Raw genomic sequence first — 26,054 nt, 5'->3', positions numbered from 1 at the left:
TGGCGTGACGGAATGCCCGTTAGCGGCCAGCGCCGCTGGTGAGCCAGAACGGAGGCTGTTTCAGCGCCTGCATCGCCAGCCAGGCTAACCCGGACGTCTGTTTTTCATGAATTGCCGATAGCAGCTGTTGCCACGGGTCGAGCCAGCTGACGACCGCCTCAGACGGATAGAATCCCGCCAGCAGGTGGACGGTAAGCAATTGACGCGCCAGACGGGTAGCTTTGTCCTGATACTCGTTGGGTTGTTTTACCGTGATGAACGTTTCTCTCAGATCGGCATTGACGCGGCTCAGCATAATGTCGCTGAAGCGTTTATAGGAACCCTGCAGCTTGGCTTCCCCTTTGGCATCGATCCACTGACGCCACTGAGATTCAGCCAGCCAGTGTGTCAGCGCCAGCTGCGTCTCAACCGAAAGGGAAGATAAGCAGAAAGTGGCAGCATCCTGCTCTTCATTCACCAGCGTCTCTTCCAGCGTGGTCAGCTGCTGACGCAGCGCACTGCTGGCTTTACGCGGCACCAGCGCACCAAACAGGCTGAACGCCTGACGCAGCAGATCCAGCGCTTCGCGCACCGCATCCTGAGCCGCCGCGTTGCCGCGCAGCCAGACTTCTTCATGATATTGCCAGTGATGAAGTCCTGCTGACATCGCGGCCACCATGCCCTGCTCTACGGTGGCTTTGGCGCCCGCTTTCAGCAGCGGGAAAGACTGTATCTGGCGCGGCGGATTACCCTGCGCCAGCTGATAGCCGCGGGCGGCTTTGCTCAGGCTGCCCATACGCAGACCGCCCAGCGCCACCAGCTGCTGTGCGAAGGCCAGCAGATCCTGCCGTTCGCCACGTTTCAGCTCCAGCTCGATCTCGCACAGCGGTTCGCTGAGATCACCTGCCGTGACCTCGCCCTGATCAAACGCCACTTCAATTTCACTGTTGCCTGTGGTGATCAGCCAGATCTCGCGCTGGAAATGAGTGGTAAACAGGGGCTGCAAGCGCGGCTGCAGCGCCGCGACATCAGTGCCCTGCGGCCAGATCTCTGCTGGCAGGCGTGCAATGTCCAGAACCGGTTCGCTGAGCTCAACGTTGTATTCCGGGCGCTGATGCAGTCCGCCGAGCGTCTGCCCCGCCGCTTTCAGCGTCATTTCATAACGCTGGTCAACGCCGCGGATACGCAATCCCATATCCCAGCGTCGTAGCTGGTTGTCGTCGGTTTCAAAGTAGATGTTGGTCAGCTCGCGAGCAGCCTGATGCTGATGCGGCAGAGTGGAGAGCAGTTCAGCCAGTTTCCCGGCCGCCTGTGGAGTTGCAATGAACTTTAGTTCGATTTCGATGGTCATAATTTTTTATTCACTACGCCGCTGGCACTTAAGAGGGTGTTTCCTGCATATTTCAGGCGATTATCAGCAGGTTACTCAAGCTGTCGCCTGGAGGGCAAGGGGTTATCAGGCGAAGATTAATGCACAGAAGCCGCGCTGTCTCTGCTTTCTTTGCTCTTTCGCAGACCTTTTCGCACTCTCATGAGACCAGGATAGTTCTCATTCAGATTTATGCGAGGCCTCTCCAGACTGTGCCGGTAAATTTTTAGTCAGACTAAGCCAAACGAAATCGAATGAAAAAAATTACTCTCGCTGGACTCACTTTGCTGGCCCTTAGCACCCTTGCACCTGCCCATGCCGACGAAAAACGCTATGTTTCTGATGAACTTTCAACCTGGGTTCGTAGCGGACCGGGCGATCAGTTTCGCCTGCTCGGTAAGCTGAACGCCGGGGAAGAGGTGCAGCTGTTACAGACCAACAATGACACGCATTATGGCCAGATCCGTGATTCGGAAGGCCGCACCACCTGGATCCCGCTGTCGCAGCTCAGTGCTAATCCGAGCCTGCGCACCCGGGTGCCTCAGCTTGAGCAGCAGGTGAAAGATCTGACCGCCAAACTGGATAACATCGACAACAGCTGGAACCAGCGCACGGCTGAGATGCAGAACAAAGTCGCCAGCAGCGACGGCGTTATCAACGGGCTGAAAGGCGAGAATCAGAAGCTGAAAAATGAGCTGATCGTCGCGCAGAAGAAAGTCAGCGCCGCTAACGTTCAGCTGGATGATAAGCAGCGCACCATCATCATGCAGTGGTTTATGTATGGCGGCGGCGTGCTGGGCGTCGGCCTGCTGCTGGGCCTGTTACTGCCGCACATGCTGCCGCGCCGTAAGAAAAGCGATCGCTGGATGAACTGATACCATTTAGCCGGATTTGAGCAGGGGATCGCAGGATCCCCCTTTTGGCATGTCTGCAATCCGGGGAATCTGTGCAACAATAAAATGATATGCACCGCTGATTTCAGGCGCGGGACGCGCCCGGCGTGCAGGTCATTTCTTTTTCTCTGGAGTTTTGCGTGAAGACGTTTCTTGTTGGCGGTGCGGTGCGTGATGCGCTGCTGAATCTGCCGGTTACAGACAAAGATTGGGTGGTGACAGGTTCCACGCCCGAAGCCATGCTTGAGCAGGGCTATCACCAGGTCGGTCGCGATTTTCCCGTTTTCCTGCATCCCGTCAGTCGCGAAGAGTATGCGCTGGCACGTACCGAGCGGAAAAACGGGAAAGGCTACACCGGTTTTGTCACCTGGTCCGCGCCCGACGTGACGCTGGAGCAGGACTTACAGCGCCGCGATCTGACCATCAATGCGATTGCGCAGGATGAAAACGGCGAGCTGGTCGATCCTTATAATGGCCAGCGTGATATTGCCTTGCGCCTGCTGCGTCACGTCTCTGACGCCTTCAGTGAAGATCCGCTGCGGGTACTGCGCGTTGCACGCTTTGCGGCGCGTTTTGCCCATCTCAACTTTCGTATTGCCCCCGAAACCCAGCAGCTGATGCAGCAGATGGCCGAAAGCGGCGAGCTGTCGAATCTCACTGCTGAGCGGGTGTGGAAAGAGACGGAAAAGGCGCTGAGTTCCCGTAATCCGCAGGTCTATTTTCAGGTCCTGCGCGACTGCGGTGCGTTGCAGGTGCTGTTTCCTGAGCTGGATAATCTGTTTGGTATTCCTGCGCCGATTAAGTGGCACCCGGAGATCGACACCGGCGTCCATACGCTGATGACACTGGCGATGGCCGCCGCCCTCTCCAGTGAGATCGAGGTGCGCTTCGCCACGCTGTTCCATGACGTCGGCAAGGCGCTGACGCCGCCTGAGCTGTGGCCCAGCCACCACGGTCATGGCCTGGCGGGCGTTCCGCTGGTCGGGGCGCTGTGCCAGCGACTGCGGGTGCCAAACGCGATTCGCGATCTGGCGCTGATTGTGACCGAATTTCACGACGTGGTGCACACCATTGAACGGCAATCCGCCGCGTCACTGGTGGCACTGTTTGACCGGATCGATGCCTGGCGTAAGCCGCAGCGCGTTGAGCAGATGGCACTAACCAGTGAAGCGGATGCGCGCGGGCGAGCCGGACTGGAGAGCATGCCTTATCCGCAGGGCGACTATCTGCGTCGTGCTTTTGCGCTGGCGCAGGCGGTGCCGACCAAAGCGGTGGTCGAAGCGGGATTTAAAGGTGCAGAAGTGCGGGAAGAGTTGACGCGACGACGGATTGACGCCGTCGCTCAGGGTCTGGCGATTACGCAGCCTGACTAGCAGGCTGCGTGGGCTTTACATGAAGACCATGTAAACCGCGGCTGCCACAATAAAGCGGTAGATCGCGAACGAAACAAACGAGATGCGTTTGATCAGCTGAAGGAAGGCTTTAATCGCAATCAGCGCCACGATAAACGCCGTGACAAAGCCCACTGCGAACATCGGGAAATCCGCCATCGTCAGGAAGCCGATGCTCTTGTACATATCCAGTACGGTCGCACCCATCATCATTGGCACCGCCAGGATGAAGGAGAACTCAGACGCGGCATAGCGGCTCACTCCCATCAGCATGCCACCGGAGATGGTTGCACCGGAACGTGAGAAGCCCGGCCACAGCGCTAAGCACTGGAAACAGCCAATCATCAACGCCTGACGATAGGTAATATCATCGACGCCCACCGCTTTCGGCTGTTTTGGCTTAAGGAACTCTGCTGCCAGCAGCAGCACACCACCTACCACCAGGGCGTACATCACGTTGATCGGATTAAACAGCGTTTTAATCTGATCGTGCAGCACCAGACCCACGACCACCGCCGGTACCATACCCAGCAGGATATGGATCAGCGACAGACGGCCAGTACCGACGCCTTCATGTTTGACTTCGCCAAAGTGGATGCCGATCAGGCCAAACAGACGGCGCCAGAACATCACTACTACAGCCAGAATCGATCCTAACTGGATCACAACTTCAAAGGTCTCGGCTTTTTCACCCTCAAAGCCCAGCAGGTGACCCACTATAATCATGTGCCCTGTGGAAGAGACCGGTAAAAATTCGGTCAGTCCTTCCACAACGCCCAGGATTGCAGCTACCCAAAGCTGATGAATATCTGCCATCAAATGTTTCCTCTATCCGTTTCAAAACCATTAAAAAGGCGGTAGCGCGTCGCTATCGCCTGAAATCATGCCGCTATCAGCCTGAATTAAACCTTAAGGTCTACACCATTTCGCCTGCTGTAACGAAACGGTACACGCTATGACAGACAGTAATTTGGTTTGGTTTCATTGTGATGGCAATCACATCGTATTTATTTAGGAATAGTCCCGCGCTCAATTCGCACGCCAACCTGTGCTGCCTGGGCTACAGCCCCCGGTTTGCTTACCTTTATGCGGACACCAGGCGAATTGAAACGGTTCATCAACAGATCCGCGATTTCTTCAGCAACCCGTTCAACCAGCGCAAAACGACTGCCGGTAAGATGCGTCAGAATCGCCGAGGAGACATCCGCATAGCTGAGACAATCTTTCACATCGTCGCTGCTGGCCGCCAGACGGTTATCCCAGGCCATTTCGACATCGAGCACCAGCTTCTGTTGTATGCCCTGTTCCCAGTCGTAAACGCCAATGGTGGTGAAAACCGTGAGTTGTTCTATAAATACGATATCCATGATGAGAGTCTCTGTTTTTGGCTAAGCCGGATACCACTTCCGGCTGATTATGCGTATTATCCACGGTTAAAGAGATCAAAACGACCCTAAAGGGAACGGTACGGTGTTATGAGTGCTTTCGCGCTTGGTATGATTATTTTCGCGTATCTTTGCGGTTCGATTTCCAGTGCGATTCTGGTTTGCAAACTCGCTGGCCTGCCCGATCCGCGCACATACGGTTCCGGCAATCCGGGTGCCACCAACGTCCTGCGTCTGGGCGGTAAAACCGCAGCAGCCAGCGTATTAGTGTTTGATGTGCTGAAAGGGATGGTGCCGGTCTGGCTGGCCTATCTGATGCATGTGACTCCGCTCTATCTGGGCCTGACCGCCATCGCCGCCTGTCTGGGTCATATCTATCCGGTATTCTTTCACTTTCGCGGTGGCAAGGGTGTGGCGACGGCATTTGGCGCGATTGCGCCGATTGGCTGGGACTTAACCGGGCTGGTCACCGGCACCTGGCTGTTAACGGTCTTACTCAGCGGCTATTCCTCGCTGGGTGCCATCGTCAGCGCGCTGATCGCGCCTTTTTATGTGTGGTGGTTCAAACCGCAGTTCACCTTCCCGGTTTCTATGCTCTCCTGTCTGATCCTGCTGCGTCATCACGATAATATTCAGCGACTGTGGCGGGGTCAGGAAGGCAAAATCTGGAAGCGCAAAAAGAAATCTCAGCCATAAAAAAAGCCGGCAAGCCGGCTTTTTTCACATCAGATGGCGGGCAGTTCCGCCAGCGGCCAGCGCGGTCGCACGCTGACGCTTAACTCTCCCCGCGTTCCGCCTTTTAACCGCACCATGCCCGCATACGCGATCATCGCACCGTTATCGGTACAGAACTCCGGGCGGGCGTAGAACACTTCGCCGCCGCGCTTTTGCATCATGATCGCCATCTGCTCGCGCAGTGTGCGGTTAGCGCTGACGCCACCGGCAATCACCAGACGCTTAAAGCCGGTCTGATCCAGCGCACGCTTACATTTGATCGACAGCGTATCCACCACCGCATCTTCAAAGGCGCGGGCGATGTCAGCACGGGTCTGAGCATCATCATCATTGGCGCGGATGGTATTCGCGGCAAAGGTTTTCAGGCCGGAGAAGCTGAAATCCAGGCCCGGACGATCGGTCATCGGACGCGGGAAGGTAAAACGTCCCGCCGTGCCCTGCTGCGCCATCTTCGACAGCATTGGCCCGCCCGGATAATCCAGCCCAAGCAGCTTGGCCGTTTTGTCGAACGCTTCACCCGCGGCATCATCGATCGATTCACCCAGCAGCGCGTATTCACCAATGCCGGTGACGCTAATCAGCTGCGTATGTCCGCCCGACACCAGGAGTGCGACAAACGGAAATTCCGGCGGATTCTCTTCCAGCATCGGCGCCAGCAGGTGGCCTTCCATATGGTGGACCGGCACGGCCGGGACTTTCCAGGCAAACGCCAGGGCGCGGCCAATGGTGGCACCGACCAGCAGCGCACCGACCAGTCCAGGGCCTGCTGTGTAAGCCACCGCGTCGATCTGCTGCGGCTCCAGACCGGCCTCTTTCAGCGCAGCCTGAATCAACGGCACGGTTTTACGCACGTGATCACGTGAGGCCAGTTCCGGCACCACACCGCCATAATCGGCGTGCAGTTTTACCTGGCTGTAGAGTTGGTTAGCCAGTAATCCGGCCTCGTCATCATAGATTGCGATGCCGGTTTCATCGCACGACGTTTCAATACCCAGAATTCGCATTGCATCACCTCATTCTTGCGGCGCGCAGTTTATCACAGCAATTGGATGTGCAGCGCGGGCATCCACCGTAAAAAGTCATTTTCTGTCGGCTAAAGAGTGCGCTATACTCCCGCCCCTGGAAAAACCGGCAGCCGCACAGGCAAACGCTCCTGTTGGTTTCAAATTATCCATGGTGCTTTACAAACCAACTTGAGTTGGAGTAAAATGCTGCACCATTTTGAAATGTGCTGGCGCCGCAGTCAGCAGCAAAAACCGAATTTTATCGAGGTGAGAGTTACATGCCGGTAATTAAAGTACGTGAAAACGAGCCATTTGACGTAGCACTGCGTCGCTTCAAGCGTTCATGCGAGAAAGCAGGCGTTCTGGCTGAAGTTCGTCGTCGTGAGTTCTATGAAAAACCGACTACCGAACGTAAGCGCGCTAAAGCGTCAGCAGTTAAGCGTCACGCCAAGAAACTGGCTCGCGAAAACGCACGCCGCACTCGTCTGTACTAAGTCGTTCCGGAGGTCCGCCTCCACCGCGTGATTCACGCAGACAGAGTCAAGTAAAAGGCCGTGCTTTCCGAAAGGAAGCGCGGCTTGTTGCCGTTTATGAGCTGAAAATCTGGGGCGTATGGCTGGACGAATTCCACGCGTATTTATCAACGATTTACTTGCCCGCACGGATATCGTGGATCTTATCGATGCCCGCGTTAAGCTGAAAAAGCAGGGTAAGAATTTCCATGCGTGCTGTCCTTTCCATAATGAAAAAACGCCCTCTTTCACCGTAAACGGCGAAAAGCAGTTCTATCACTGTTTCGGCTGTGGTGCACACGGCAACGCTATCGACTTTTTAATGAACTTTGATCGTCTGGAGTTTGTGGAAAGTATTGAAGAGTTAGCCACTTCCCACGGTTTAGACGTGCCTTACGAAGCAGGCAGCGGGCCCAGCCAGATGGAACGCCATCAGCGCCAGAGCCTGTATCAGCTGATGGAGAACCTGAACGGTTTTTATCAGCAGGGTCTGCAGCAATCCAGTGCGCAGCCAGCACGCGACTATCTTGATCGTCGTGGTCTGAGCGCCGAAATCATCAATCACTTCGCCATAGGTTACGCGCCAGCAGGCTGGGATAACGTTCTCAAGCGTTTTGGTAAGCAATCGGAAGATCGCGAGTCATTGATGGAAGCGGGCATGCTGGTCAGCAATGACAAAGGCCGTACTTATGACCGGTTTCGCGACCGCGTCATGTTTCCGATTCGCGATAAGCGTGGACGCGTCATAGGTTTTGGCGGACGCGTGCTGGGTAACGATACGCCGAAGTATCTGAACTCGCCGGAAACACCTATTTTCCATAAAGGCCGCCAGCTCTATGGCCTCTATGAAGCCGTTAAGAACCATCCTGAACCCGCCCGCCTGTTAGTGGTTGAGGGATACATGGACGTGGTTGCGCTGGCGCAGTACGGAATAGATTATGCCGTCGCGTCATTAGGCACCTCCACCACTGCTGAACACATTCAGTTGCTGTTTCGCAGTACCGACACCGTGATCTGCTGTTACGACGGCGACAGGGCGGGTCGTGAAGCGGCATGGCGTGCGCTTGAAACCGCATTGCCTTACATGAATGATGGTCGTCAGCTACGCTTTATGTTTTTACCCGATGGTGAAGACCCGGATACGCTGGTACGCAAAGAGGGTAAAGACGCCTTCGAAGCGAGGATGGAGCAGGCGATGCCGCTCTCTTCGTTTTTATTTGATAGCCTGCTGCCGCAGGTGGATCTGAGCTCACGCGACGGAAAGGCGCGCCTGAGCACGCTGGCTTTACCGCTGATTACACAGATCCCTGGTGAGACCTTACGAATTTATATGCGTCAGGAACTGGGGAATAAACTGGGTATTCTTGACGACAATCAGCTTGAAAAGCTGATGCCGAAGCTGGCCGCAAGCGGAACGACGCCGGTAGCGCCACCGCTCAAGCGTACCACTATGCGCGTGCTGATCGCGTTGCTGATTCAGAGTCCGCAGCTGGCCACCCTGGTGCCTTCGCTTGATGGGCTGTCTGAGTCAAAAATGCCGGGTTTACCGCTATTTATTGAATTAGTGGGCCGTTGTAATGAGAATCCTGGATTGACCACCGGTCAGCTACTAGAGTTATATCGCGGAACAAATTTTAGTCAGACGCTTGAAACACTGGCGATCTGGAACCACATGATAGTAGATGAGGAAGCCGAAGCGGTGTTTCAGGACTCGCTGGCCAGCATCTACGACTCTGCTCTTGAAGAGCGCCTGGAGTTTTTGATTGCGCGTGAACGCACCCAGGGACTGAGCGCCGATGAGCGCCGGGAACTCTGGACTCTCAGTCAGGCGTTTGCCAGAAAGTAACTGTTTTCAGCACGCTGCCCGTTCTGACAGATGAAAGGGCAGATTGCCTGTTTTAGTGCCGCTGACACCCGTTTCGCTACCGTGAGTGATGCCGGTACCGAAATAGTCCGCAGTACCACAAGTTAAAGGCCGCAGGCGTCGAAGTCAGTCTGGTCACCGCCAGCGCACAGCTTCCGGAGCGTACTGAAGTACGTGAGGAAAGCGAGCACTGCCGGGGAGCAGAATGGCAAGTAAGCCAGGCCAGCAGCACAAAATTTAAAGGCCGCAGGCGTCGAAGTCAGTCTGGTCACCGCCAGCGCACAGCTTCCGGAGCGTACTGAAGTACGTGAGGAAAGCGAGCACTGCCGGGGAGCAGAATGACGAGTAAGCCAGGCCATTAGCACAGAGTTTATACAAGCGGCTTAAGTGCCGAATACTGATGGGCAAAGCCCACGCCGCGACGAAGGCAGCGGCAAGAATTAAATGCCTTTACTGCTATTGTTGGCTCGCTGCCGACCGACACCAATCTAATTTAACAGAAGTGTGGATACCGTCTTATGGAGCAAAACCCGCAGTCACAGCTCAAGCTTCTTGTCACCCGTGGTAAGGAGCAAGGCTATCTGACCTATGCTGAGGTCAATGACCATCTGCCGGAAGATATCGTCGACTCAGATCAGATCGAAGACATCATCCAGATGATTAACGACATGGGTATTCAGGTGGTTGAAGAAGCCCCGGATGCCGACGATCTGATGCTGAACGAAAACAGCTCCGATACTGACGAAGATGCCGCGGAAGCTGCCGCTCAGGTGTTATCCAGCGTTGAATCTGAAATCGGGCGTACTACTGACCCGGTCCGCATGTATATGCGTGAAATGGGTACCGTTGAACTGCTGACGCGCGAAGGCGAAATTGACATCGCTAAGCGTATTGAAGACGGTATCAACCAGGTTCAGTGTTCTGTAGCCGAATACCCTGAAGCGATTACGTATCTTCTGGATCAGTACGACAAAGTTGAAGCAGGCGAATCACGCCTCTCCGATCTGATCACCGGTTTCGTCGATCCTAACGCAGAAGAAGATATCGCCCCAACGGCAACGCACGTGGGCTCTGAACTTTCTGAAGCCGATCGTAAAGACGATGGAGAAGAAGATGAGGAGGATGATGACAGCTCCGACGACGATAACTCAATCGATCCGGAACTGGCGCGCGAGAAGTTTTCTGACCTGCGTAAGCAATATGAAACTACCCGCGCAGTGATTAAAAGCAAAGGTCGCAGTCATGCTGCCGCCGTTGCTGAAATCCAGAACCTCTCTGATGTCTTCAAGCAGTTCCGCCTGGTACCGAAGCAGTTCGATTACCTGGTAGGCAGCATGCGCACCATGATGGAACGCGTCCGTACGCAGGAACGTCTGATCATGAAGCTCTGTATTGAGCTATGCAAAATGCCGAAGAAAAACTTCATCACGCTGTTTACCGGCAACGAAACCAATGAAACCTGGTTCAAAGCCGCACTGGCCATGAACAAGCCGTGGTCTGAAAAGCTGCTGGAAGTGCAGGATGACGTGACACGTTCCCTGCAGAAACTGGCGCAGGTTGAAGAAGAAACCGGTCTGACCATTGAACAGGTCAAAGACATTAACCGTCGCATGTCGATCGGTGAAGCCAAAGCACGTCGCGCCAAGAAAGAGATGGTGGAAGCTAACCTGCGTCTGGTTATTTCGATTGCCAAGAAATATACCAACCGCGGTCTGCAGTTCCTTGACCTGATTCAGGAAGGTAATATCGGCCTGATGAAAGCGGTAGATAAGTTTGAATATCGCCGTGGTTACAAGTTCTCGACTTATGCGACCTGGTGGATTCGTCAGGCTATCACCCGCTCTATCGCCGACCAGGCGCGTACCATCCGTATTCCGGTGCATATGATTGAGACCATCAACAAGCTCAACCGTATTTCACGCCAGATGCTGCAGGAGATGGGCCGCGAACCCACGCCGGAAGAGCTGGCTGAACGTATGCTGATGCCAGAAGATAAAATCCGCAAGGTGCTGAAAATCGCTAAAGAGCCGATCTCTATGGAGACGCCGATTGGTGATGATGAAGATTCACATCTGGGCGATTTTATCGAAGACACCACGCTGGAGCTGCCGCTGGATTCTGCTACCTCAGAGAGCCTGCGTTCTGCTACCCATGACGTGCTGGCTGGCCTGACCGCGCGCGAAGCGAAAGTGCTGCGCATGCGTTTCGGTATCGATATGAACACTGACCATACGCTGGAAGAAGTGGGCAAACAGTTCGACGTTACGCGTGAGCGTATTCGTCAGATTGAAGCCAAAGCTCTGCGTAAACTGCGCCATCCGAGCCGTTCGGAAGTGCTGCGTAGCTTCCTCGACGATTAAGTCAGACAAAAACCCCGGTTCGCCGGGGTTTTTTATGCCTGCCTGTTACTGCCTCTCCCCTGCCCTGCGCAGATTCATTCGTTCCCCGCATGCAGTTCCACATAGAGCTGACGATAAGCCTCTACCATCTCGTCCAGAGATGCGCGATTAAGGCCGCTGGGATTCGGCAACACCCACACCTGCGTTTTCCCCATACATATCGGCTGTTTGCCCCATTCGACTTTGCTCTGCTTAAAAGCACGACGAAACGCATCCTTACCCAGAATCGCCAGCGCTGCTGGCTGGTAATCCAGCACCTTTTCCATCAGCCGTTTACCGCCATCGCGCAGCTCATCAGGCGCTAACTCACTCGCCTGCACCGTGGGCCGCTCAACCAGCATGGTGATGCCGCAGCCGGTTTCCGTTAAGCGCTGCTCCTCTTCCGGTTTCAGCTGCTGCTGGGTGAATCCCGCCAGATGGATGACTTTCCAGAACCGGTTGCCGGGATGCGCAAAATGAAACCCCTGATGGGCGGTGGACTGTCCCGGGTTAATGCCACAGAACAGCACATCAAGACCGGAACTGATGATGTCGCGGATAGCGTGTTCACTCATGCCGCCACCTCCAGCGTACGCTGCTTCAGCGCATCGCGGCTGCGTTGCAGCATCTGGCTGGCCTGCTCTGCATCCGGACAGGCGCGCGCCAGCGCCAGCGCGCCAACCATCTCTGCGAGCATGCTGGAGGCCAGCGCTTCCGCATCGGGCAGCCTCAGCCCAAGCAATATCTGCGCCAGACCGGCCTGCATCGCGTTAAAGCCCTGTGCGAAGATCTGCCGTGTCGGCTGTGGAAGATGAGCCACTTCACTCACCAGAGCGGCTAATGGACAGCCCTGCGCCGGCGCATTGCGATGCGCCTCGGAAAGATAGCTATCAATAAAATCTGCCAGCTGCTGTGCTGGCTCTGTCACGGACTCCGCAGGCTTGAAGGTATCGGCTTCAGCAAACATATGCTTCAGCACCTCCTCAACCAGCTCCTCGCGTGAGGTAAAATGCGCATAAAAACCGCCGTGTGTCAGACCGACCCGCTTCATCAGCGCCGCTACACCAATTCCTTCGGTGCCGGTTTCACGCATCACGCGCGCCGCCTCATCAAGGATACGCCACCGCGTATGCGCTTTGCTGCTCTGCTTCTCCATCTCATCTCCTGCGGTATCTGCTACGTAGCGTCTGGCTATTATAGTAATTATTACGGTCATCATATTCCAGCTTGACGACAGATATGATGATCGTCATATTGATAGCTATTATGACGATCATCATACGAGGAAAAAGAGATGTCACAATCAGGCACAGCTTTAATTACCGGCGCATCCAGCGGTATCGGCGCGACCTATGCAAAACGACTGGCAGCACGCGGTTATGATTTGATTCTGGTCGCGCGCGATCAGGGCCGGCTCACCACCCTGGCTGACGCACTGGCAAAGCAGCACGATATTCAGGTGACGGTTATGGCGGCTGACTTAACGCACGAGCAGGATCTGCAACGCGTGGAGTCGGAGCTCGCGAACAACGCACAGATTACGCTGCTGCTGAACAACGCGGGCATGGGTGTTGAGGGTGAGTTTCTTGAGGCGGACATCACACGCATTAACAGCATGCTGGCGTTAAATATTCTGGCACCCACCCGTCTGGCACAGGCGGCTGGCCGGGCTTTCAAAGCGCGCGGTAATGGCATCATTATCAATATCGCATCGGTGCTGTCGCTGGTGCATGAGATGTTCAACGGCGCTTATAACGCCACTAAGTCTTACGTACTGACTCTGACGCGTGCGATGCAGCGTGAACTTGCAGAGAGCGGCGTGCAGGTACAGGCGGTGTTGCCCGGTGCGACCCGTACGGAGATTTTCGACCGCGCAGGCCAGTCTATTAATGACATTCCGGCTGAAATGCTGATGGACGTTGATGAGATGGTGGACGCCGCGCTTGCCGGACTCGACAGCAAGGAGACGGTAACCATTCCGGCGCTGGAAGATCTGCAAATGTGGCACGACTACGATCAGGCACGCGGCACAATGGTTCCCCACCTTTCACGGAATCAATCAGCATCCCGTTATCGTCAGCGCTGAGTCAGCCATCAGCCATAACGACTGCAGTCCGGTTTCACTAAAGGCACGGAGAAGCATTATCCGTGCCTGTTTGCGACTTCGGGATCGCGGTTCGCCAGATTTGTTATAGAAATCAGCAGGTAAATCACTGCTGCTTATTTCAGCAACCGGTGGCTGAGTGCTGGATTGCCCTGAAGAGATACTTTATAATCCCCGCTCCGCTGGCCCCTTAGCTCAGTGGTTAGAGCAGGCGACTCATAATCGCTTGGTCGCTGGTTCAAACCCAGCAGGGGCCACCAAATTTTAGCTTTAAAATCATGTAATTAGGCCACTCTATTGAGTGGCTTTTTTGTTGCCCTGCTTGTGAGTGTCGCAAAAGTGTCGCATGAGAAAACAGGCTGGGGCTGATAGCATCCGGATTAGCGTCTGATTCTGATAAGAAGATAGCGGACAAAATAGGCCCAGAGTTTGGCCGCTATCCTTATGGTGAGATGTATTGCAAAACAACTTAACCAACAAAAATTTAATAATAATATCATTATCTTATGTTATGAATATTTTTTTATGGCGGCAAAATGGCGGCAAAGCTTCTGCTAGTATTATTTTGGTATTGCACTCATAACCGTCTAGTTTCTAGCTCGAAAATAACTATCTAAACAATGACTTATCTAAAAAACTATCATTGTTTCACCTATACCTATTTTAAACCTACCTAGTTAAAGGATTTAATGTAGATGGCCACAAAATATCAAACTGAACTGGCGTTAAAAGCTTTGCTCCTAGAGATGCACCGCACTGGCCAAGACCTTTACGCCATCGCTGATGGAGCAATCTTGCGAATGCACCAAGACAAACTTTTTGTCAAAGAAGATAGTCTTCGAGAAAGAGGCGGCGCAGAGGATGCTCTCCTTGTTTCCATTAAAGAAATTGCAGGAAGCAAACAAGATGTAGAACTAGGATCTATTGAAGACTTTTAATACACTCTGAACCCATCTATTTAGCAAACAGATGGGTTTGGTTTATTTTAATAATTATATTCAATAGTTTAGATTAAATCTCTCATGAAACTGGCGATTGAGATAGCGCCTATTTTTAAGTTATAAGTCTTCCTCGTCAGGCTCATACTCCAGTTCAAGCTCTCCAAAATCCATCGACGTTGGGCGTTCGATCACTTCGACATCTTCTATGGTCAAATCATCAATAGGACCGGATAAATCTCCAGAGATTGTAATAAGTATTCTGGAGGTATATGTTTCCTCAGCTCGTTTAGTAACTCTCCCTATGTAGACGTGGTCTTTGTCGAATGAATCGTAAACTGATAAGGAGAAATCTCCTTCTGCATAAACAGAAATGTCTGCATCTGCTTCTAAAACAACCCAGTTTTCATCCTTGTCAATGACAGTGAAGTGATTATCTGAGAAATCAAAATCTTCAAATCCACCTGAACACCCTTCAGACTCCCAATATAAATATGAATCAGCCTCTTGTTCTGGTGAAAAACCATCAAAGTTTGACTCAAGGTGTACAGCAACATCATGCAGGAACTTATTGGCTTGTCCTTGCTCAAGCGCTTTCTGTAGATTATCAATTAGCTCATAGGGTGCAGTCTCTTCGTTGAAGTGTGCTAATGCTCTTGATAAGTCTGGTTCGAAGTGCAAGTTATCAGCGTCGACACAAAATCGCTGCCAATCATCATCTCTTGCTACAGCAAGAACATTTTCACCATTCTCTTTAGCCCAAGCTTGGACGGCCATGAGTGTTATTGCATCTGGAAACTCATTTTTTTTCTTACCAGTATCTGCAAAGGGGGCTTCGGAAGAGAAATAGCGTTTGAGTAGCTCAGGTACAGAAACATAATCACCTGTAGTTAAAACCTCTGCATCTGTTACTGCTACAAATCTGTCTAACCTGCTCTTACCTAATCCTTCCACCTCTCTGCTTTCAATCAACGTTTTTTTTGCATCATTTAGTTCACTTCCATCAAAAAAAAGATGATCGCCTGCTTCTTCCAGAGCTTTTTCAAGCGAGCCACGTGAAGTCTTTATTTTTCTTTCAAGATGATTTTTGACCTCATTGTAAATTACATCCGGAATCAAAAATGTCGTCGAAGTTCTGCTGAATTGGGAAAGCTTACCCAGAAGCCCTTTTTCAAGCTTTAACCCGTACTGATCGTAAATACTAGTATCTAGCAAAATCGCGGTAAATTTTTCAGTCATATCGAATGCCTTGATGTAAGCTCAAAAAATTAAGTCAATTATTCCTCAAAAAACTCGCACAGCTAAAAATCAACTATTAATGTGGCAAAGATTTTCTTAAATTCCAACATTAAAATTAAGTTTTATGCAGCTGTGAGAACACTACATTCTGCCTGCGACATGTGTGCAACTTTTCAGTTTGATCTTGCCTTCTTATTTGTAGCTGCGCCGCGCCTGCTCTGGCTTCAGCTTTGCCATAGTGAACTCAACACGAAAATGAAAACACTCTTCATAAGTCACAAAAATCCTAAATTTCCCTTATTTATCTTATTGTTACGTAAATTATTTCATCTAACTTAGATCGATAATAGTGAAAAACACTGAAATTCTTTTCATTCTTTTCAGTTGGCAGACTCTGGCGGGACTTCAGCACCGGCGCGGTCTGGCCATGCCTTTTGTAAAAAAATAGAACTGAAAAATTTTTATGATGCAAAACCTGCAGGCGGGTGCGGTGTAGCGCCGATTTTGTCTGCCGGACGATTATTTTGCCGTACTGACGCGCAGCCAGTGCCGCGCTGTGCGGATGATCTGTTTATGGTTGTCGTGCATGATAGGCGCGCCTTTGCGTGGCGCATTGTGCGTCTGAGGCGTTCTGGTGACGGGCAATAAAAAACCCGCTGCGATAGCGGGTTAGTGTGCTGGCTTACTTGCCTATGACGGGTGAATATTTCGTACTGAGCGCGGCGGCCTGCTGGCTGCTCTTTGCGATATCGCTGCTGTTCGTGGGCTGGCCGGTTGACGGGTGCGTATGGCTGGCCAGCTGGTCAGCCAGCTGCTGCACTAGCGCCACGGTATCGAGCATCAGCTGGGCCACGTTAATCTTCTCTGAACCAATCCATACAACCGGCGCGATAATTTCCTGACGCGTCCCTGCAATGCTCTGGCGCAGCTGGCCAATTTTTTCAGTCAGTGCCTGACCGACTTTAATCGCCGCGCTGCCGGTGACGTCCGTTTCCGCATTACCGCCCACTGTAATCAGCTGGCTCTGCTGCGTGGCCACGCTGTAATTGCCTGTTGTCACGTGCTGAATTGCTCCGGCCATCAGTGACGCCGTTCCGATCACAGTGGTCCTGTCCGTAGCTTTGACTGTCGTTTCCCTGCTGACCAGATCACGCGTTTCCGTATCGGCTTTAACTTCCCGGCTCATGGACGTTTCACGAATGGCCTGATCTGTCTGGCGCTCCCAGTCTCCCGCCTGCGTTACCCGCTGTGATACTTCCGCGCGCTGCTGCTGCAGCTGTTCGCCCGGCTTCACGTCCGGCAGGCTGGTCCCGTCTGGCATGGTCTGGCGCACAAACGGCTTGTCCGGGCGTCCGCCGGTAAAACCGACCTCAACGAGCGTACCCTCTGGCGGAAACTGAAACATGCCGGAATCATTACCGGCCATCGGAACGGGCAGCGGCACGGCAGGATAAACCGGCGTGTTGCCGTCCGGATTGCCGTCAGCATCCAGCAGCTGCAGATCAACGGCATAGCGCGGCCTGAAGGGGTCAGCAAAGTTTCCGCTTTTTACTGCCTCAGTCGGCGCAACAACGCGCGCCATTTTGGGCAGGTGCAGGCCGCTGGCCAGCTCCGGGTAATGGCTTTCAACCTGCCGCTGTACCGGTGTTTTTTGTAGCGGCTGGCCGGTGATACGGTTTCGCGGCGTCCAGGTAATTGTCATGGTGTCGCCGCTCAGCTGCACCTTTGTCACGCGCTGGCCGTTTACCTCCACGCCCGGACGCAGTGACTGGATCACAGGTACGGTCATCGTATTGCCACCGGCAATGGACTGGCTGAACTCCGGCGGAATATCCACCGGCTTACCGGCAAACAACGCCTTTTCAGCGCCGCCCAGATACATGCTGCCATCAGGCAGCTGATACCAGAGATAATCGGCAATCCCGAAGGCGCGCCCCAGACTGGCCAGCAGCTGAAATCCTGTACCGCTGTGCGTGAAGTGCGGGATCGGCCTGTCGCTGTAAGCTGCCTGCGGCACGGTAACGGTCAGGCCGCTGTGTTCTTCCAGCCAGGCAGCAATCTGGCGAAGCGTCGGGTGCTGAAATGCGCACGGCCATGCGCGATCAAATACGCCGCACAGCTCCCGGATGAAAAGACGCTGATAGCCGGTTTCCGAAGGCTGCGAGCGCTCCACGTATCCGGTAAACCAGCGCAGCAGCCGGTCAGGGTAGCCGGTATCAATGCGGACCATTTTGCCGGTGTAATCAGTGCTGGTCTTTGCCGTGATGAAGCCACGGCCACAGCTGCTAAGCTCCAGCACCAGAGCGGCATCTGTCAGATGCACTTCATCAGTTGACAGGTAAAGTCGGGTTACAGGTTTCATCGCTATTCCAGTGCGTCGTTTACCGGCTTAAGCACTTTGCGCTCAAACCACGTCATTTGTTCGTCGCTCTCGCCTGCGGCCTGCGGTCCGCCTTTGCCGCCGCCGGTCTGTTTGGTGGCCGTGGTTTTGCCGGTTGCGCGCGCTTCGCGCTTTTCCTGAACGCTTACATGCTCTGTCAGGGTGAATGTTATCAGCCAGGCCATTTTTCCTTCCTGCTGCGGGGCGTCCACATTGCCGGTGAACGTCGCCTCGCGAAAACTTACCGCGCGCGCCACCTCATGCGCCACGCGATATTTTTGCCGCTGGCCGCTGGCGTCGGTTGCTGAAGCCAGCTCAAAAATGCGCTTCAGCAGGGCAGCATCACTGAAACCGATTTCGCCGCTGATCCTCAGCTCTTTTCCCTTAATGCCCTGCTCTGCCTTAGCCGTTGAACTGGTCTGCCCGGACTGGTCTTTGTCCTGAAAAGCCATTGATACGGTAACCCGCATATTTTTAAGCGGGATGCCCTCACCGTTAAGCGCCAGCGTCGGGTTTGTACTCATGGATCATGCCTCTTATTCCTTCAAGATTGTCACCGACCAGCATCACGGCCGCCGAATACACAGCGGACGGCTGCGGAATATCTTTTTCCAGCTGCGTGAGCGTGGTCACCACGTCGCCGCCGCCGGTAAACACCCATGCCCGTGCGCTTTTGCCCTGCAGATCGCTCAGCCCGGCGGCAATTTCTGTCAGCATGGCATCACGTTTCTGGCCAAACGCAGCCAGCTGCGCTTTCAGCCCGTCAAGCCCGGCTGCTGCGCCTGCTTCACTCTGCGCCTGCTTCACGGCGGCGGCTGCAAACGCGGCGCGGCTGGATGGCACGGACAGCGGCACAGATGGCGGCAGAATCGTGCTCATCCGTGCAGGCAGCTGCATCTTTTCCGTGGTCAGGGTGGCGGCAGACTGCGCCAGACGCTTCACCTGAACAAACGCCGGTGCCGGGAAAACCTCAGCCAGCTGGTTCAGTGATGAAATAAAATTGTCATGCGTCTGGCTGGCCACCATCAGAATAACCACGTCAGCTTTTCCGCCAATGCCTGCCAGCTTTTGCGCCAGATAGGCAGTGGCATTCACCGGACTCAGGTATGCACCGTTATCCGTTTGCTGCCCCAGCCCGTAAATCCACGGATGCACCGGAACCACGCTGCAGCTCAGCGCGGTCACCGCGTCAGTCAGCGCCAGTCGTGCTTCACGCCACATCGTGCAGCTCCGGCCATACAATGTTATCCGGGTCTGAAACATCAAGCTCAATCAGATCAAGGCGGTAATTTTTCAGCGCTGTCAGCCGGGCTGACTGCTCAGCGGTAGCCCTGCTCAGCTCAACCGCATCCAGTAGCGGGGACATTTCAGCAACCGCATCAGCAATAAGTGACAGGCGTTTTTTATCTGCCAGCTCAACCCGTTCAGCATGGGTGTATATGCGGGGCACAATTGCGGAACCGTCAAACATCCATGAACCATCAATCGAGATACTTTCTGGAACCGCTTCTTTTTCAACTTCAGCAACGGAATATCCGCCAGGGTAAAGGCGTGATGCGTCAAACCCAAAAGAACGGATCACGCCCTCGCTGTCGTAGCAGACTTTCAGCGTGTCATCACTGAAGCGCATGCGGTGAAAATACCAGTCCTCACCCTTTTCACTTTGAAAATAAAGCGCAGGGATCATTAAATCCGCATATTCCGGAACGTACTGCGTGAAATTTTTAAGAATTAACATCATGCCGTATGCCCTACATTTACCCATCCCATTGACGGGATATATTTCTGAATGGGACGGTAAAACACCGTATCCCCGCCTGGGTTATCGCCTTCATAATTCCAGCCGGTCATCACGCAACCACCGGGAACGCGCTGCTGGCCATTTTTAACAATAAGAAATGCGCCTTCACCACCCAGGGCAACATCTGCAACCCTGTTAACCTGCGCATCCTGCGCTTTATTCCACGCATCGTTTGCTGTGCCTCTTACGCCGTTGAGGGCGTTATTTACCTCACCGATTTTGCCGACAATCCAGTTATTCAGATATCCGCCCCATACACCGCCGTAAATGTTGCCATCGACTGCAATAAATGCGCCTCCTGCGTGTAGCTGACCAGGTGCTCTGAAACTGCCGTCATTGCGGAATGCAAATGAACTGACGCCCCCGTAGCCATCTACCAGAATCTCAGCAAACGCGTAATTGCTGATAACCTCAACCATACGGAAACATGCCGACGCGCCATCTTTGAAATCCATGTCACCGCCACGGTTTTTAATGCAGGAGCGAAACATGGGCGCATAAATAGACTGCCCGGCGCTACCATTTTTAGTAGCAGAAATTACGGTGACGCTGGCCTCTTCATTCAGGCTGCCACCCCACATCGGATAGGAATTGGTCTGTGCGGGCGTAGGCGGATTGTGAGTAGTGAACATCTCACCAATGTAGGAAGCGTCAACCGTTAAATGTGGTTTCGCGTCAGTACCCCAGTCAATAAACATCTGGTGATTACCGGATGAACGCTGACCGCCATTGGCCTGCACCGCCATCCAGTTACCGACCTTGTCGAGTTTCAGCACTTCCCTAGCTTTATTGATATCAGTAAGGTCTGACAGGTTTGCTGACGCCTTCAGACGCGTATTGGCATTATCGTTTGCCGCTTTTACTGCTTTAGGCGTTGCCGCTGCCGTTTCGCTGGCGCTGTCTGTTGCACTGCTCAGCTGCACGAAGCCTTTTTCTTTCAGTGTCGCATCGGGGTGATTACGTGATTGTTCATGTTTTTTCAGCGCATCACTGGCCTGCTGATTGTCCAGCGACCCTTTAGGACGCAGGTCCGTGATGTTCCCGGCAGCGTCAATACCCGCCAGCGCTGACACATAATGCTTCACACCGTCCTGCTCATAGTCAGCAAGATCAGCCGCTACTGTGATTTTGCTCTGCACGCCCCAGACGCTGGCCAGCGTCCCGGTAAAGCACACGTCCAGCCACACTTTTACCGGCTTCACACCGACCTTAATATTCTGGTCCACGTCCAGCTGCGCACGCAGGCCGCCCACGTATCCCGCGCCATGTGTGACGTAATACTGCGTGCCGCTTTTACCGACCAGCCAGCCATCACCAAAAAACGCAGCCGGGCCATAAATATCGGTGTTTTCCAGCCGCTGGCGCTCATCCATTGCGCCCATGCGCGCGGTGAAATCAATCTGCCACGTTTCCGCTGGCGTACTGATACCCGTTTCCTGCTGTGCGCCGCTGTACTCCATCAGGAATGAACGTGTCAGCACGTTACCCTGCTGGCCCTCGCGGGTTTTCAGCTTCTGCTGTGCCGGGGCATGTACGATCATGGCCAGCGTGCCGGTTGCGCTGTTTGTCAGTCCGATCCAGTTAAACGTAAAATCGCCCGTGTCCGCGCCCAGTACCACTGAATGCACCACCGCATTCTGATTAACCACGCCCTTGCGCGTGACCGCCTGACGGTGAACTATCTGTGCCTCTGACGGGATGCCCTCGCTGCGGTCTACCGGCTTAGCCGGATCGAGGCCCGGCACGTTTGCAAAAATAAATTCATCCAGTAATACCGGCTCGCCGGTTTCCGCCTGGCGCGCTTTCCACTGCTCAAATGCTGTCGTGATAACTGTCTGTGACATAATTTTCCCTTAAATTCCTGCGCTGAACGTCGCGCTGGTCACGTCCGCCCCGGCGATGTGCGCCGGGTAAACCACATATTCACCCTGGTCCCAGCCTGCACGGATGGCGAACGGCTGCGAGGTGATCACCTCAAACTGATAACGGCGGCACGTCCTGCCGTACTGCTGGATTATCTGAAGCAGCAGCTGCGCGTTGTCCGCAATCTGGCTGTCTGAAACGCGCACCTGGATTACGTCCCAGTCAATGCCGGGCTGGCGCTCAACCAGCTCCACATACCCGATACCCAGCCGCTCGAAAATACTGATAAACCCTGCCACTGACCCGGCATCACGCGCGTTAATAAACGCAAACGCTACGCGCCTGCGGAACAGTGAAAGCGGCTCACCGTTGAAGCGGGTAATATCCCGGTCATACGCCAGCAGATTCAGCAGCGGTTCAGAACAGGTCAGCGGATCAAACTGGCTGACCGGCCACGTAACCCAGCCGTACACCTGCGCCCAGAACTTACGCGAGGCTTTGAGAAGTTTGTCCGGCTCCCCTTTGCGCATCCACGTTGGCAGGCGCAGCCCGGCCAGCTTTTTATCAAAATCAGTCATGTTCAATACTCACCGTCAGGCTGTTAAGGCGTGGCACACTTAAATCACTGACGATATCGCCCAGTGAAAAGGTGACTGAATCCACCTCCGGAAACTCTCTGTGCAGCTCACGCCCGAGGTTCGAAAATGAAAAGCGTGCGTATGGCCACGTCTTTTTAACGTCATAGTCAGCATTTTCACGGAATGCGCTGCGGATAAGGTTTCCGGCATTTTTAATCAGCAGCGCCTGATTTTCGGCGGTCATGTTATCCGGGTTCTGCAGATACATTTTCACGCTCAGATCGTGCCGGGTTTCCGGCATTCCAAAGCACTGCATGTCGTCACCGTGGCCGTGATGGCCCTGCGTGTTGATGTAGTCATTTACCGCGGTGATAAACGGATCTGACAGTACGCCGGAATCCAGCAGCAGATAGGCGTTTGCCGTTCCCGGCCCGCGCGGCGCATCGTGCAGGAAATAAATCCGGTCAATACTCAGTCCAACCACACCGGCGATCATTGAGCGGTAAACCGCGTCTGTGTGGTAGTTACCCACCAGGTTAAACTGATTGCGGCAGCGCTCGCGCAGCTCGTCATCACTCTCTTCATCTGCGCCCGGCACGGTCAGCCAGTCTTCCTCACTTTCCGCCTGCGTGATGCCGGTGACGGCCACCGGCAGGATGCGGTAATAGCCCGGCGCAAGGTTCCACGCAGCCCCTACATCTGACGCGCGCACCGGGATCAGCGCGCTGGCTTCCCCTGCCGGAATGGTGAAGTCAGCAACGGTCACCAGCTCGTAAATCACGCCGTTAATACGCTCAGTCTGGATACGCGTACCGGCCTGCACGGTCACGTCAGCCCCGGCATTCTCCTTTGTGAAACGGATAACGCCTTCAGCCCGGCTTGCCGGTTTTGGCGTGACGTTGACCGCCCATGCCAGCAGGCGCAGCATCTGACCGCCTGCCGTGGCCACGAACATATTCACCAGTACCGTATTGATCATGACATCCGCCAGCCATAGCACCGGCGCGGTGATAATGGCCGTGACCAGCCGCCAGAACGGTGACATGCGTGACGTGTTGGTGATCAGCCCTTCCTCTGCGGCTATGTCCGTAAAGCGTGCTTTCAGCTCCGCTTCCGTCACCGGCATCCCGCTGGCTTTCACCACCTCCGTAAAATCCACCTGCGGTTTGTCCGTCATATATCCACCCCGTAAGACAGTGCGCCGAAGTCGTATGTGCTGGCCGTCACCCAGAGGCGTGACAGGCTTTCTTCTGTCAGTTCAATGGTGCCAGGGATAATCCGCTCATCGTCTTCAATCAGTAATTCAAGCCGCGTCAGAATATCAGCGCGTAATGTCGGACTTCTTTCTGCAATCATTTCGGTCATCAGGCCGGATTCAATGATTGCGTGCGCAATATCCTGCTGAATACTTTTACGGTTATTACACGTGACCGGCTCTTTTCCCGTATTTAAAACAAAGTCGCCGTTTTCAATCAGCAAGTCGATATACAGTAATTCACTCATCCCGCCAGCTCCTGCCACTCCATCAGCTGCTGCGGCGTCATGCCGCCACCTGTATTAATTTCCACTTTTTCGATGCGTTTGCTGTTATCCGTTACGCTCCGGCTGTTGCTGGAAATAGTTTTATTAATTCCGCCTGCTTCAATGCCTTTTAACTGGCCGCTGGTTGTCAGATTATTTTCGACACGTGGCGGCGGCGCTGCAGGCTCACCAAATTCCGCAATATCGACGCCGGGGATTTTGTTGATTTTGGCAATAATCCAGTTAAGTGAACTCAGCGCCGTTTTTTTAATGTTGTCCCACAGGTTCGCAAAGAGATTCATTATCCCGCTGGCCATATTCCCCAGCGTTTGCGTTACAGAAAAACCGGACAGCAGCGCCACGAAACTCAGCCAGCCCTCACTGATAAACGCCCAGGCTTTACCAAATACACCGGCTACAGCTGCCACCGCGCCGGATACAACCTGAAAGGCTTCGGTGTTCATCACGGCGGCTTTGATTGCATCCCAGTGCGCGATCAGCAGATAACAGCCTGCGGCCAGCAGCGCGATTGCGCCGATGATCAGCAAAATCGGCCAGCTCATGAAGTTAATGGCCGCGCCGGTCAGCACTGAAGCGATACGCACGGCCAGCAGTACGCCGCGCAGTGTGCGCATGATCATGGCATAAGCCTTCACCGCTGCCCCGGCCAGCCACAGCGCCCCGGTATACAGGCGCGTGACCAGCAGAACCCCCATCAGGATGCCGCGCAGCCCGGTCATGACAAACGTAGTCATGCCGATCACGATATTAGCCACCGCACCCGCACCGGCGAAACTCAGCACGGCCAGCGCCACATACCCGACCACGCGCGCGATGTTCGGAAACATCTGCATCCAGCGCGCGAACGTCTGCCCCATATCCGCCAGGCGGATCAGCAGCGGATAAATCACCGGTATCAGCGTCAGGCCGATCACGCGCCGGATGGCTTCCAGAATCTGAATAAACCGGTCCCACGGCTTAACCATCTTCGCGGCCATTTCCTGTGTGCGCTTAAGCCCGTCATTGCCGCCCAGCTCGGTGATGTTTCGCTGCAGTGCTGTCACGTTGCCCCACAGCTGTTTAACCACCGCTGAACTGTCACCAAACGCATCATCCAGCGCCTTCTGCGCCTCCACGTTACCGGTGATACTGGCGCCGTATTTTGCCTGCAGCTTGATCAGGATTTCCGGCATGGACAGCATCTGACCCGCTTCATTTTTGAAGCTCATGCCCAGCTTTTTAGCGCCTTCCTCAGCACCGGTCAGGAATCCTTCATACGAACCGGACGCCTCAGTACCCAGCGTGCGCTGCAGCTCGCCCATCACGGCAAGCTGCTCATTGAGGCCGATGCCGTAGTTAGTGCCGACGCCGCGCGCACCCTCCATTAAATCCTTAATTGCGCCCATTTCCACGCCGAAGCGCTGACGCATAAACGCCACTTTTCCCGAAAGCTGCTCAGCAAACTGCACATTGCCCAGGCGCTCCGCATCCTCGCGGAAGTTGCCAAACATCTGCCCCATGAACTCCGCCGACTCCGCTGCCGTGCTGCCCAGCGCAGCGGCGGTAAGGTTGGCAATGCGAGTAACCTTCGGCAGCTCGTCACCGGTCAGGCCGCTTATTGCGGCGTTAATGCTGGCCGTCGACTGCACAAACTCCACGGCGCTTTTGCCGTAGGTCATTGAAAAAATGTTCGCATCCTTCTCAACCTGCTTAAGCGCAGTGCTGTCGATGCCACGCGCGGTCTGCTCCTGCAGCGCGTCATACATTTCAATTGCCGGACCCAGCGCGCCCTTAATGGCCTGCCCCACGCCCCATAGCCCCGCGCCGCCGACGGCCACGCGCTGAAAGGATGCGCGGGACTTGTCTGCAAATTCCGTGACGCCTGCCTGGGCCTGCCGAAGCGGCCGCGTGACCTTATCGATCAGCGATAGCGTGAATTCCAGCTGTTTCATTCGCTTCCCTTAAACGCCAGCGCAATGCCATTAGCTACGGCAACGCGCTGGTTTTCCCAGTGCCGGTTATCAAGCCACAGCGCGGCGGCAAGGTTCTCCGCGCTGTCATTCTCACCAGGCAGCCAGTGACGGCGTAAGATCAGATACTGTTCGAGTCCGTTGGCGTCG

The 26,054-nt window shown here is 54.3% G+C and carries 25 protein-coding genes and 1 tRNA gene; 9 read left to right on the top strand and 17 right to left on the bottom strand.

Annotated elements, in window-relative coordinates:
- Positions 1-19: 19 nt before the first annotated feature.
- Positions 20-1,330 (bottom strand): CYTH domain-containing protein, encoded by a 1,311-nt coding sequence (locus tag EPG66_RS15615; RefSeq protein ID WP_182687483.1) that lies wholly within the window; start codon positions 1,328-1,330, stop codon positions 20-22.
- A 272-nt stretch (positions 1,331-1,602) separates the two neighbouring features.
- Here EPG66_RS15615 and EPG66_RS15610 point away from each other — a divergent pair, with 272 nt between their 5' ends.
- Entirely contained in the window at positions 1,603-2,223 is a 621-nt protein-coding gene (locus EPG66_RS15610; protein ID WP_008925741.1) for a TIGR04211 family SH3 domain-containing protein, read from the top strand.
- A gap of 158 nt (positions 2,224-2,381) precedes the next feature.
- Positions 2,382-3,614, top strand: a complete 1,233-nt coding sequence (locus EPG66_RS15605; RefSeq protein ID WP_031590887.1) for a multifunctional CCA addition/repair protein — start codon at positions 2,382-2,384, stop codon at positions 3,612-3,614.
- 15 nt (positions 3,615-3,629) lie between these two features.
- On the opposite strand, the gene bacA is transcribed toward EPG66_RS15605, so the two are convergent.
- Positions 3,630-4,448, bottom strand: coding sequence for an undecaprenyl-diphosphate phosphatase (gene bacA / locus EPG66_RS15600; RefSeq protein WP_086906458.1), 819 nt, complete (start codon positions 4,446-4,448; stop codon positions 3,630-3,632).
- 191 nt (positions 4,449-4,639) lie between these two features.
- The gene (folB, locus tag EPG66_RS15595) at positions 4,640-4,999 is read right to left on the bottom strand and encodes a bifunctional dihydroneopterin aldolase/7,8-dihydroneopterin epimerase (RefSeq protein WP_010249061.1); all 360 of its coding nucleotides are present in this window, start codon (positions 4,997-4,999) and stop codon (positions 4,640-4,642) included.
- Positions 5,000-5,107: 108 nt separating this feature from the next.
- Between folB and plsY the strand changes: the two genes are divergently transcribed.
- The gene (gene plsY / locus EPG66_RS15590) at positions 5,108-5,713 is read left to right on the top strand and encodes a glycerol-3-phosphate 1-O-acyltransferase PlsY (RefSeq protein WP_182687481.1); all 606 of its coding nucleotides are present in this window, start codon (positions 5,108-5,110) and stop codon (positions 5,711-5,713) included.
- 29 nt (positions 5,714-5,742) lie between these two features.
- Here the strand turns inward: plsY and tsaD are convergent, their stop codons facing one another.
- Positions 5,743-6,756, bottom strand: a complete 1,014-nt coding sequence (gene tsaD / locus EPG66_RS15585; protein ID WP_010249066.1) for a tRNA (adenosine(37)-N6)-threonylcarbamoyltransferase complex transferase subunit TsaD — start codon at positions 6,754-6,756, stop codon at positions 5,743-5,745.
- Between the two features lie 278 nt (positions 6,757-7,034).
- Here tsaD and rpsU point away from each other — a divergent pair, with 278 nt between their 5' ends.
- From rpsU to rpoD, 3 genes are all read left to right on the top strand, one after another.
- Positions 7,035-7,250 (top strand): 30S ribosomal protein S21, encoded by a 216-nt coding sequence (gene rpsU / locus EPG66_RS15580; RefSeq protein ID WP_001144069.1) that lies wholly within the window; start codon positions 7,035-7,037, stop codon positions 7,248-7,250.
- A gap of 118 nt (positions 7,251-7,368) precedes the next feature.
- Positions 7,369-9,114 carry a DNA primase gene (gene dnaG / locus EPG66_RS15575; RefSeq protein ID WP_010699748.1) on the top strand — a complete coding sequence of 582 codons (1,746 nt, stop codon included), beginning with the start codon at positions 7,369-7,371 and terminating at the stop codon, positions 9,112-9,114.
- A gap of 536 nt (positions 9,115-9,650) precedes the next feature.
- Positions 9,651-11,492 carry an RNA polymerase sigma factor RpoD gene (gene rpoD / locus EPG66_RS15570; RefSeq protein WP_182687479.1) on the top strand — a complete coding sequence of 614 codons (1,842 nt, stop codon included), beginning with the start codon at positions 9,651-9,653 and terminating at the stop codon, positions 11,490-11,492.
- A gap of 74 nt (positions 11,493-11,566) precedes the next feature.
- Here rpoD and mug read toward each other — a convergent pair whose 3' ends face one another.
- Together mug and EPG66_RS15560 are read right to left on the bottom strand one after the other, a co-directional pair.
- The gene (gene mug, locus EPG66_RS15565) at positions 11,567-12,085 is read right to left on the bottom strand and encodes a G/U mismatch-specific DNA glycosylase (protein WP_069025394.1); all 519 of its coding nucleotides are present in this window, start codon (positions 12,083-12,085) and stop codon (positions 11,567-11,569) included.
- Positions 12,082-12,666 (bottom strand): TetR/AcrR family transcriptional regulator, encoded by a 585-nt coding sequence (locus EPG66_RS15560; protein WP_182687477.1) that lies wholly within the window; start codon positions 12,664-12,666, stop codon positions 12,082-12,084. Before EPG66_RS15560 ends, mug begins: the two co-directional genes overlap by 4 nt.
- Positions 12,667-12,804: 138 nt before the next feature.
- Here EPG66_RS15560 and EPG66_RS15555 point away from each other — a divergent pair, with 138 nt between their 5' ends.
- The 3 genes from EPG66_RS15555 to EPG66_RS15545 all read left to right on the top strand — a co-directional run bounded on the left by EPG66_RS15555 (position 12,805) and on the right by EPG66_RS15545 (position 14,552).
- Positions 12,805-13,596: an SDR family NAD(P)-dependent oxidoreductase gene (locus EPG66_RS15555; protein ID WP_182687475.1), complete on the top strand. Its 792-nt coding sequence runs from the start codon at positions 12,805-12,807 to the stop codon at positions 13,594-13,596.
- Between the two features lie 202 nt (positions 13,597-13,798).
- A tRNA-Ile gene (locus tag EPG66_RS15550) sits at positions 13,799-13,874 on the top strand.
- A gap of 435 nt (positions 13,875-14,309) precedes the next feature.
- Entirely contained in the window at positions 14,310-14,552 is a 243-nt protein-coding gene (locus tag EPG66_RS15545) for a hypothetical protein (protein ID WP_182687473.1), read from the top strand.
- 120 nt (positions 14,553-14,672) lie between these two features.
- On the opposite strand, the gene EPG66_RS15540 is transcribed toward EPG66_RS15545, so the two are convergent.
- The 11 genes from EPG66_RS15540 to EPG66_RS23275 all read right to left on the bottom strand — a co-directional run bounded on the left by EPG66_RS15540 (position 14,673) and on the right by EPG66_RS23275 (position 26,026).
- Positions 14,673-15,791 carry a PIN domain-containing protein gene (locus EPG66_RS15540; RefSeq protein ID WP_182687471.1) on the bottom strand — a complete coding sequence of 373 codons (1,119 nt, stop codon included), beginning with the start codon at positions 15,789-15,791 and terminating at the stop codon, positions 14,673-14,675.
- 682 nt (positions 15,792-16,473) lie between these two features.
- Complete coding sequence (locus tag EPG66_RS15535; protein ID WP_182687470.1) at positions 16,474-18,153, bottom strand: hypothetical protein; 1,680 nt, start codon at positions 18,151-18,153, stop codon at positions 16,474-16,476.
- A 2-nt stretch (positions 18,154-18,155) separates the two neighbouring features.
- Positions 18,156-18,695, bottom strand: coding sequence for a baseplate complex protein (locus EPG66_RS15530; protein ID WP_182687468.1), 540 nt, complete (start codon positions 18,693-18,695; stop codon positions 18,156-18,158).
- On the bottom strand, positions 18,667-19,392 hold the full coding sequence (locus EPG66_RS15525) for a hypothetical protein (protein ID WP_182687466.1): 726 nt from the start codon (positions 19,390-19,392) through the stop codon (positions 18,667-18,669). The genes EPG66_RS15530 and EPG66_RS15525 overlap by 29 nt, the downstream gene beginning before the upstream one ends.
- Positions 19,382-19,912, bottom strand: coding sequence for a tail fiber assembly protein (locus EPG66_RS15520; protein WP_182687464.1), 531 nt, complete (start codon positions 19,910-19,912; stop codon positions 19,382-19,384). The genes EPG66_RS15525 and EPG66_RS15520 overlap by 11 nt, the downstream gene beginning before the upstream one ends.
- Positions 19,909-21,816: a phage tail-collar fiber domain-containing protein gene (locus tag EPG66_RS15515; RefSeq protein ID WP_182687462.1), complete on the bottom strand. Its 1,908-nt coding sequence runs from the start codon at positions 21,814-21,816 to the stop codon at positions 19,909-19,911. The genes EPG66_RS15520 and EPG66_RS15515 overlap by 4 nt, the downstream gene beginning before the upstream one ends.
- A 9-nt stretch (positions 21,817-21,825) precedes the next feature.
- The gene (locus EPG66_RS15510; protein ID WP_182687460.1) at positions 21,826-22,413 is read right to left on the bottom strand and encodes a phage tail protein; all 588 of its coding nucleotides are present in this window, start codon (positions 22,411-22,413) and stop codon (positions 21,826-21,828) included.
- Positions 22,406-23,590 carry a baseplate J/gp47 family protein gene (locus EPG66_RS15505; RefSeq protein ID WP_182687459.1) on the bottom strand — a complete coding sequence of 395 codons (1,185 nt, stop codon included), beginning with the start codon at positions 23,588-23,590 and terminating at the stop codon, positions 22,406-22,408. The genes EPG66_RS15510 and EPG66_RS15505 overlap by 8 nt, the downstream gene beginning before the upstream one ends.
- Positions 23,587-23,916 carry a DUF2590 family protein gene (locus tag EPG66_RS15500; RefSeq protein WP_182687457.1) on the bottom strand — a complete coding sequence of 110 codons (330 nt, stop codon included), beginning with the start codon at positions 23,914-23,916 and terminating at the stop codon, positions 23,587-23,589. The genes EPG66_RS15505 and EPG66_RS15500 overlap by 4 nt, the downstream gene beginning before the upstream one ends.
- Positions 23,913-25,886 carry a phage tail tape measure protein gene (locus EPG66_RS15495; protein ID WP_182687455.1) on the bottom strand — a complete coding sequence of 658 codons (1,974 nt, stop codon included), beginning with the start codon at positions 25,884-25,886 and terminating at the stop codon, positions 23,913-23,915. Before EPG66_RS15495 ends, EPG66_RS15500 begins: the two co-directional genes overlap by 4 nt.
- Positions 25,883-26,026: a DUF6890 family protein gene (locus EPG66_RS23275; protein ID WP_425010201.1), complete on the bottom strand. Its 144-nt coding sequence runs from the start codon at positions 26,024-26,026 to the stop codon at positions 25,883-25,885. Before EPG66_RS23275 ends, EPG66_RS15495 begins: the two co-directional genes overlap by 4 nt.
- Positions 26,027-26,054: the final 28 nt, after the last annotated feature.

This window comes from Pantoea pleuroti, from assembly GCF_014156615.1.
In the GTDB taxonomy this organism is placed as follows: Bacteria; Pseudomonadota; Gammaproteobacteria; order Enterobacterales; family Enterobacteriaceae; genus Pantoea; species Pantoea agglomerans.
This window is presented reverse-complemented; position numbering and strand designations above follow the sequence as displayed.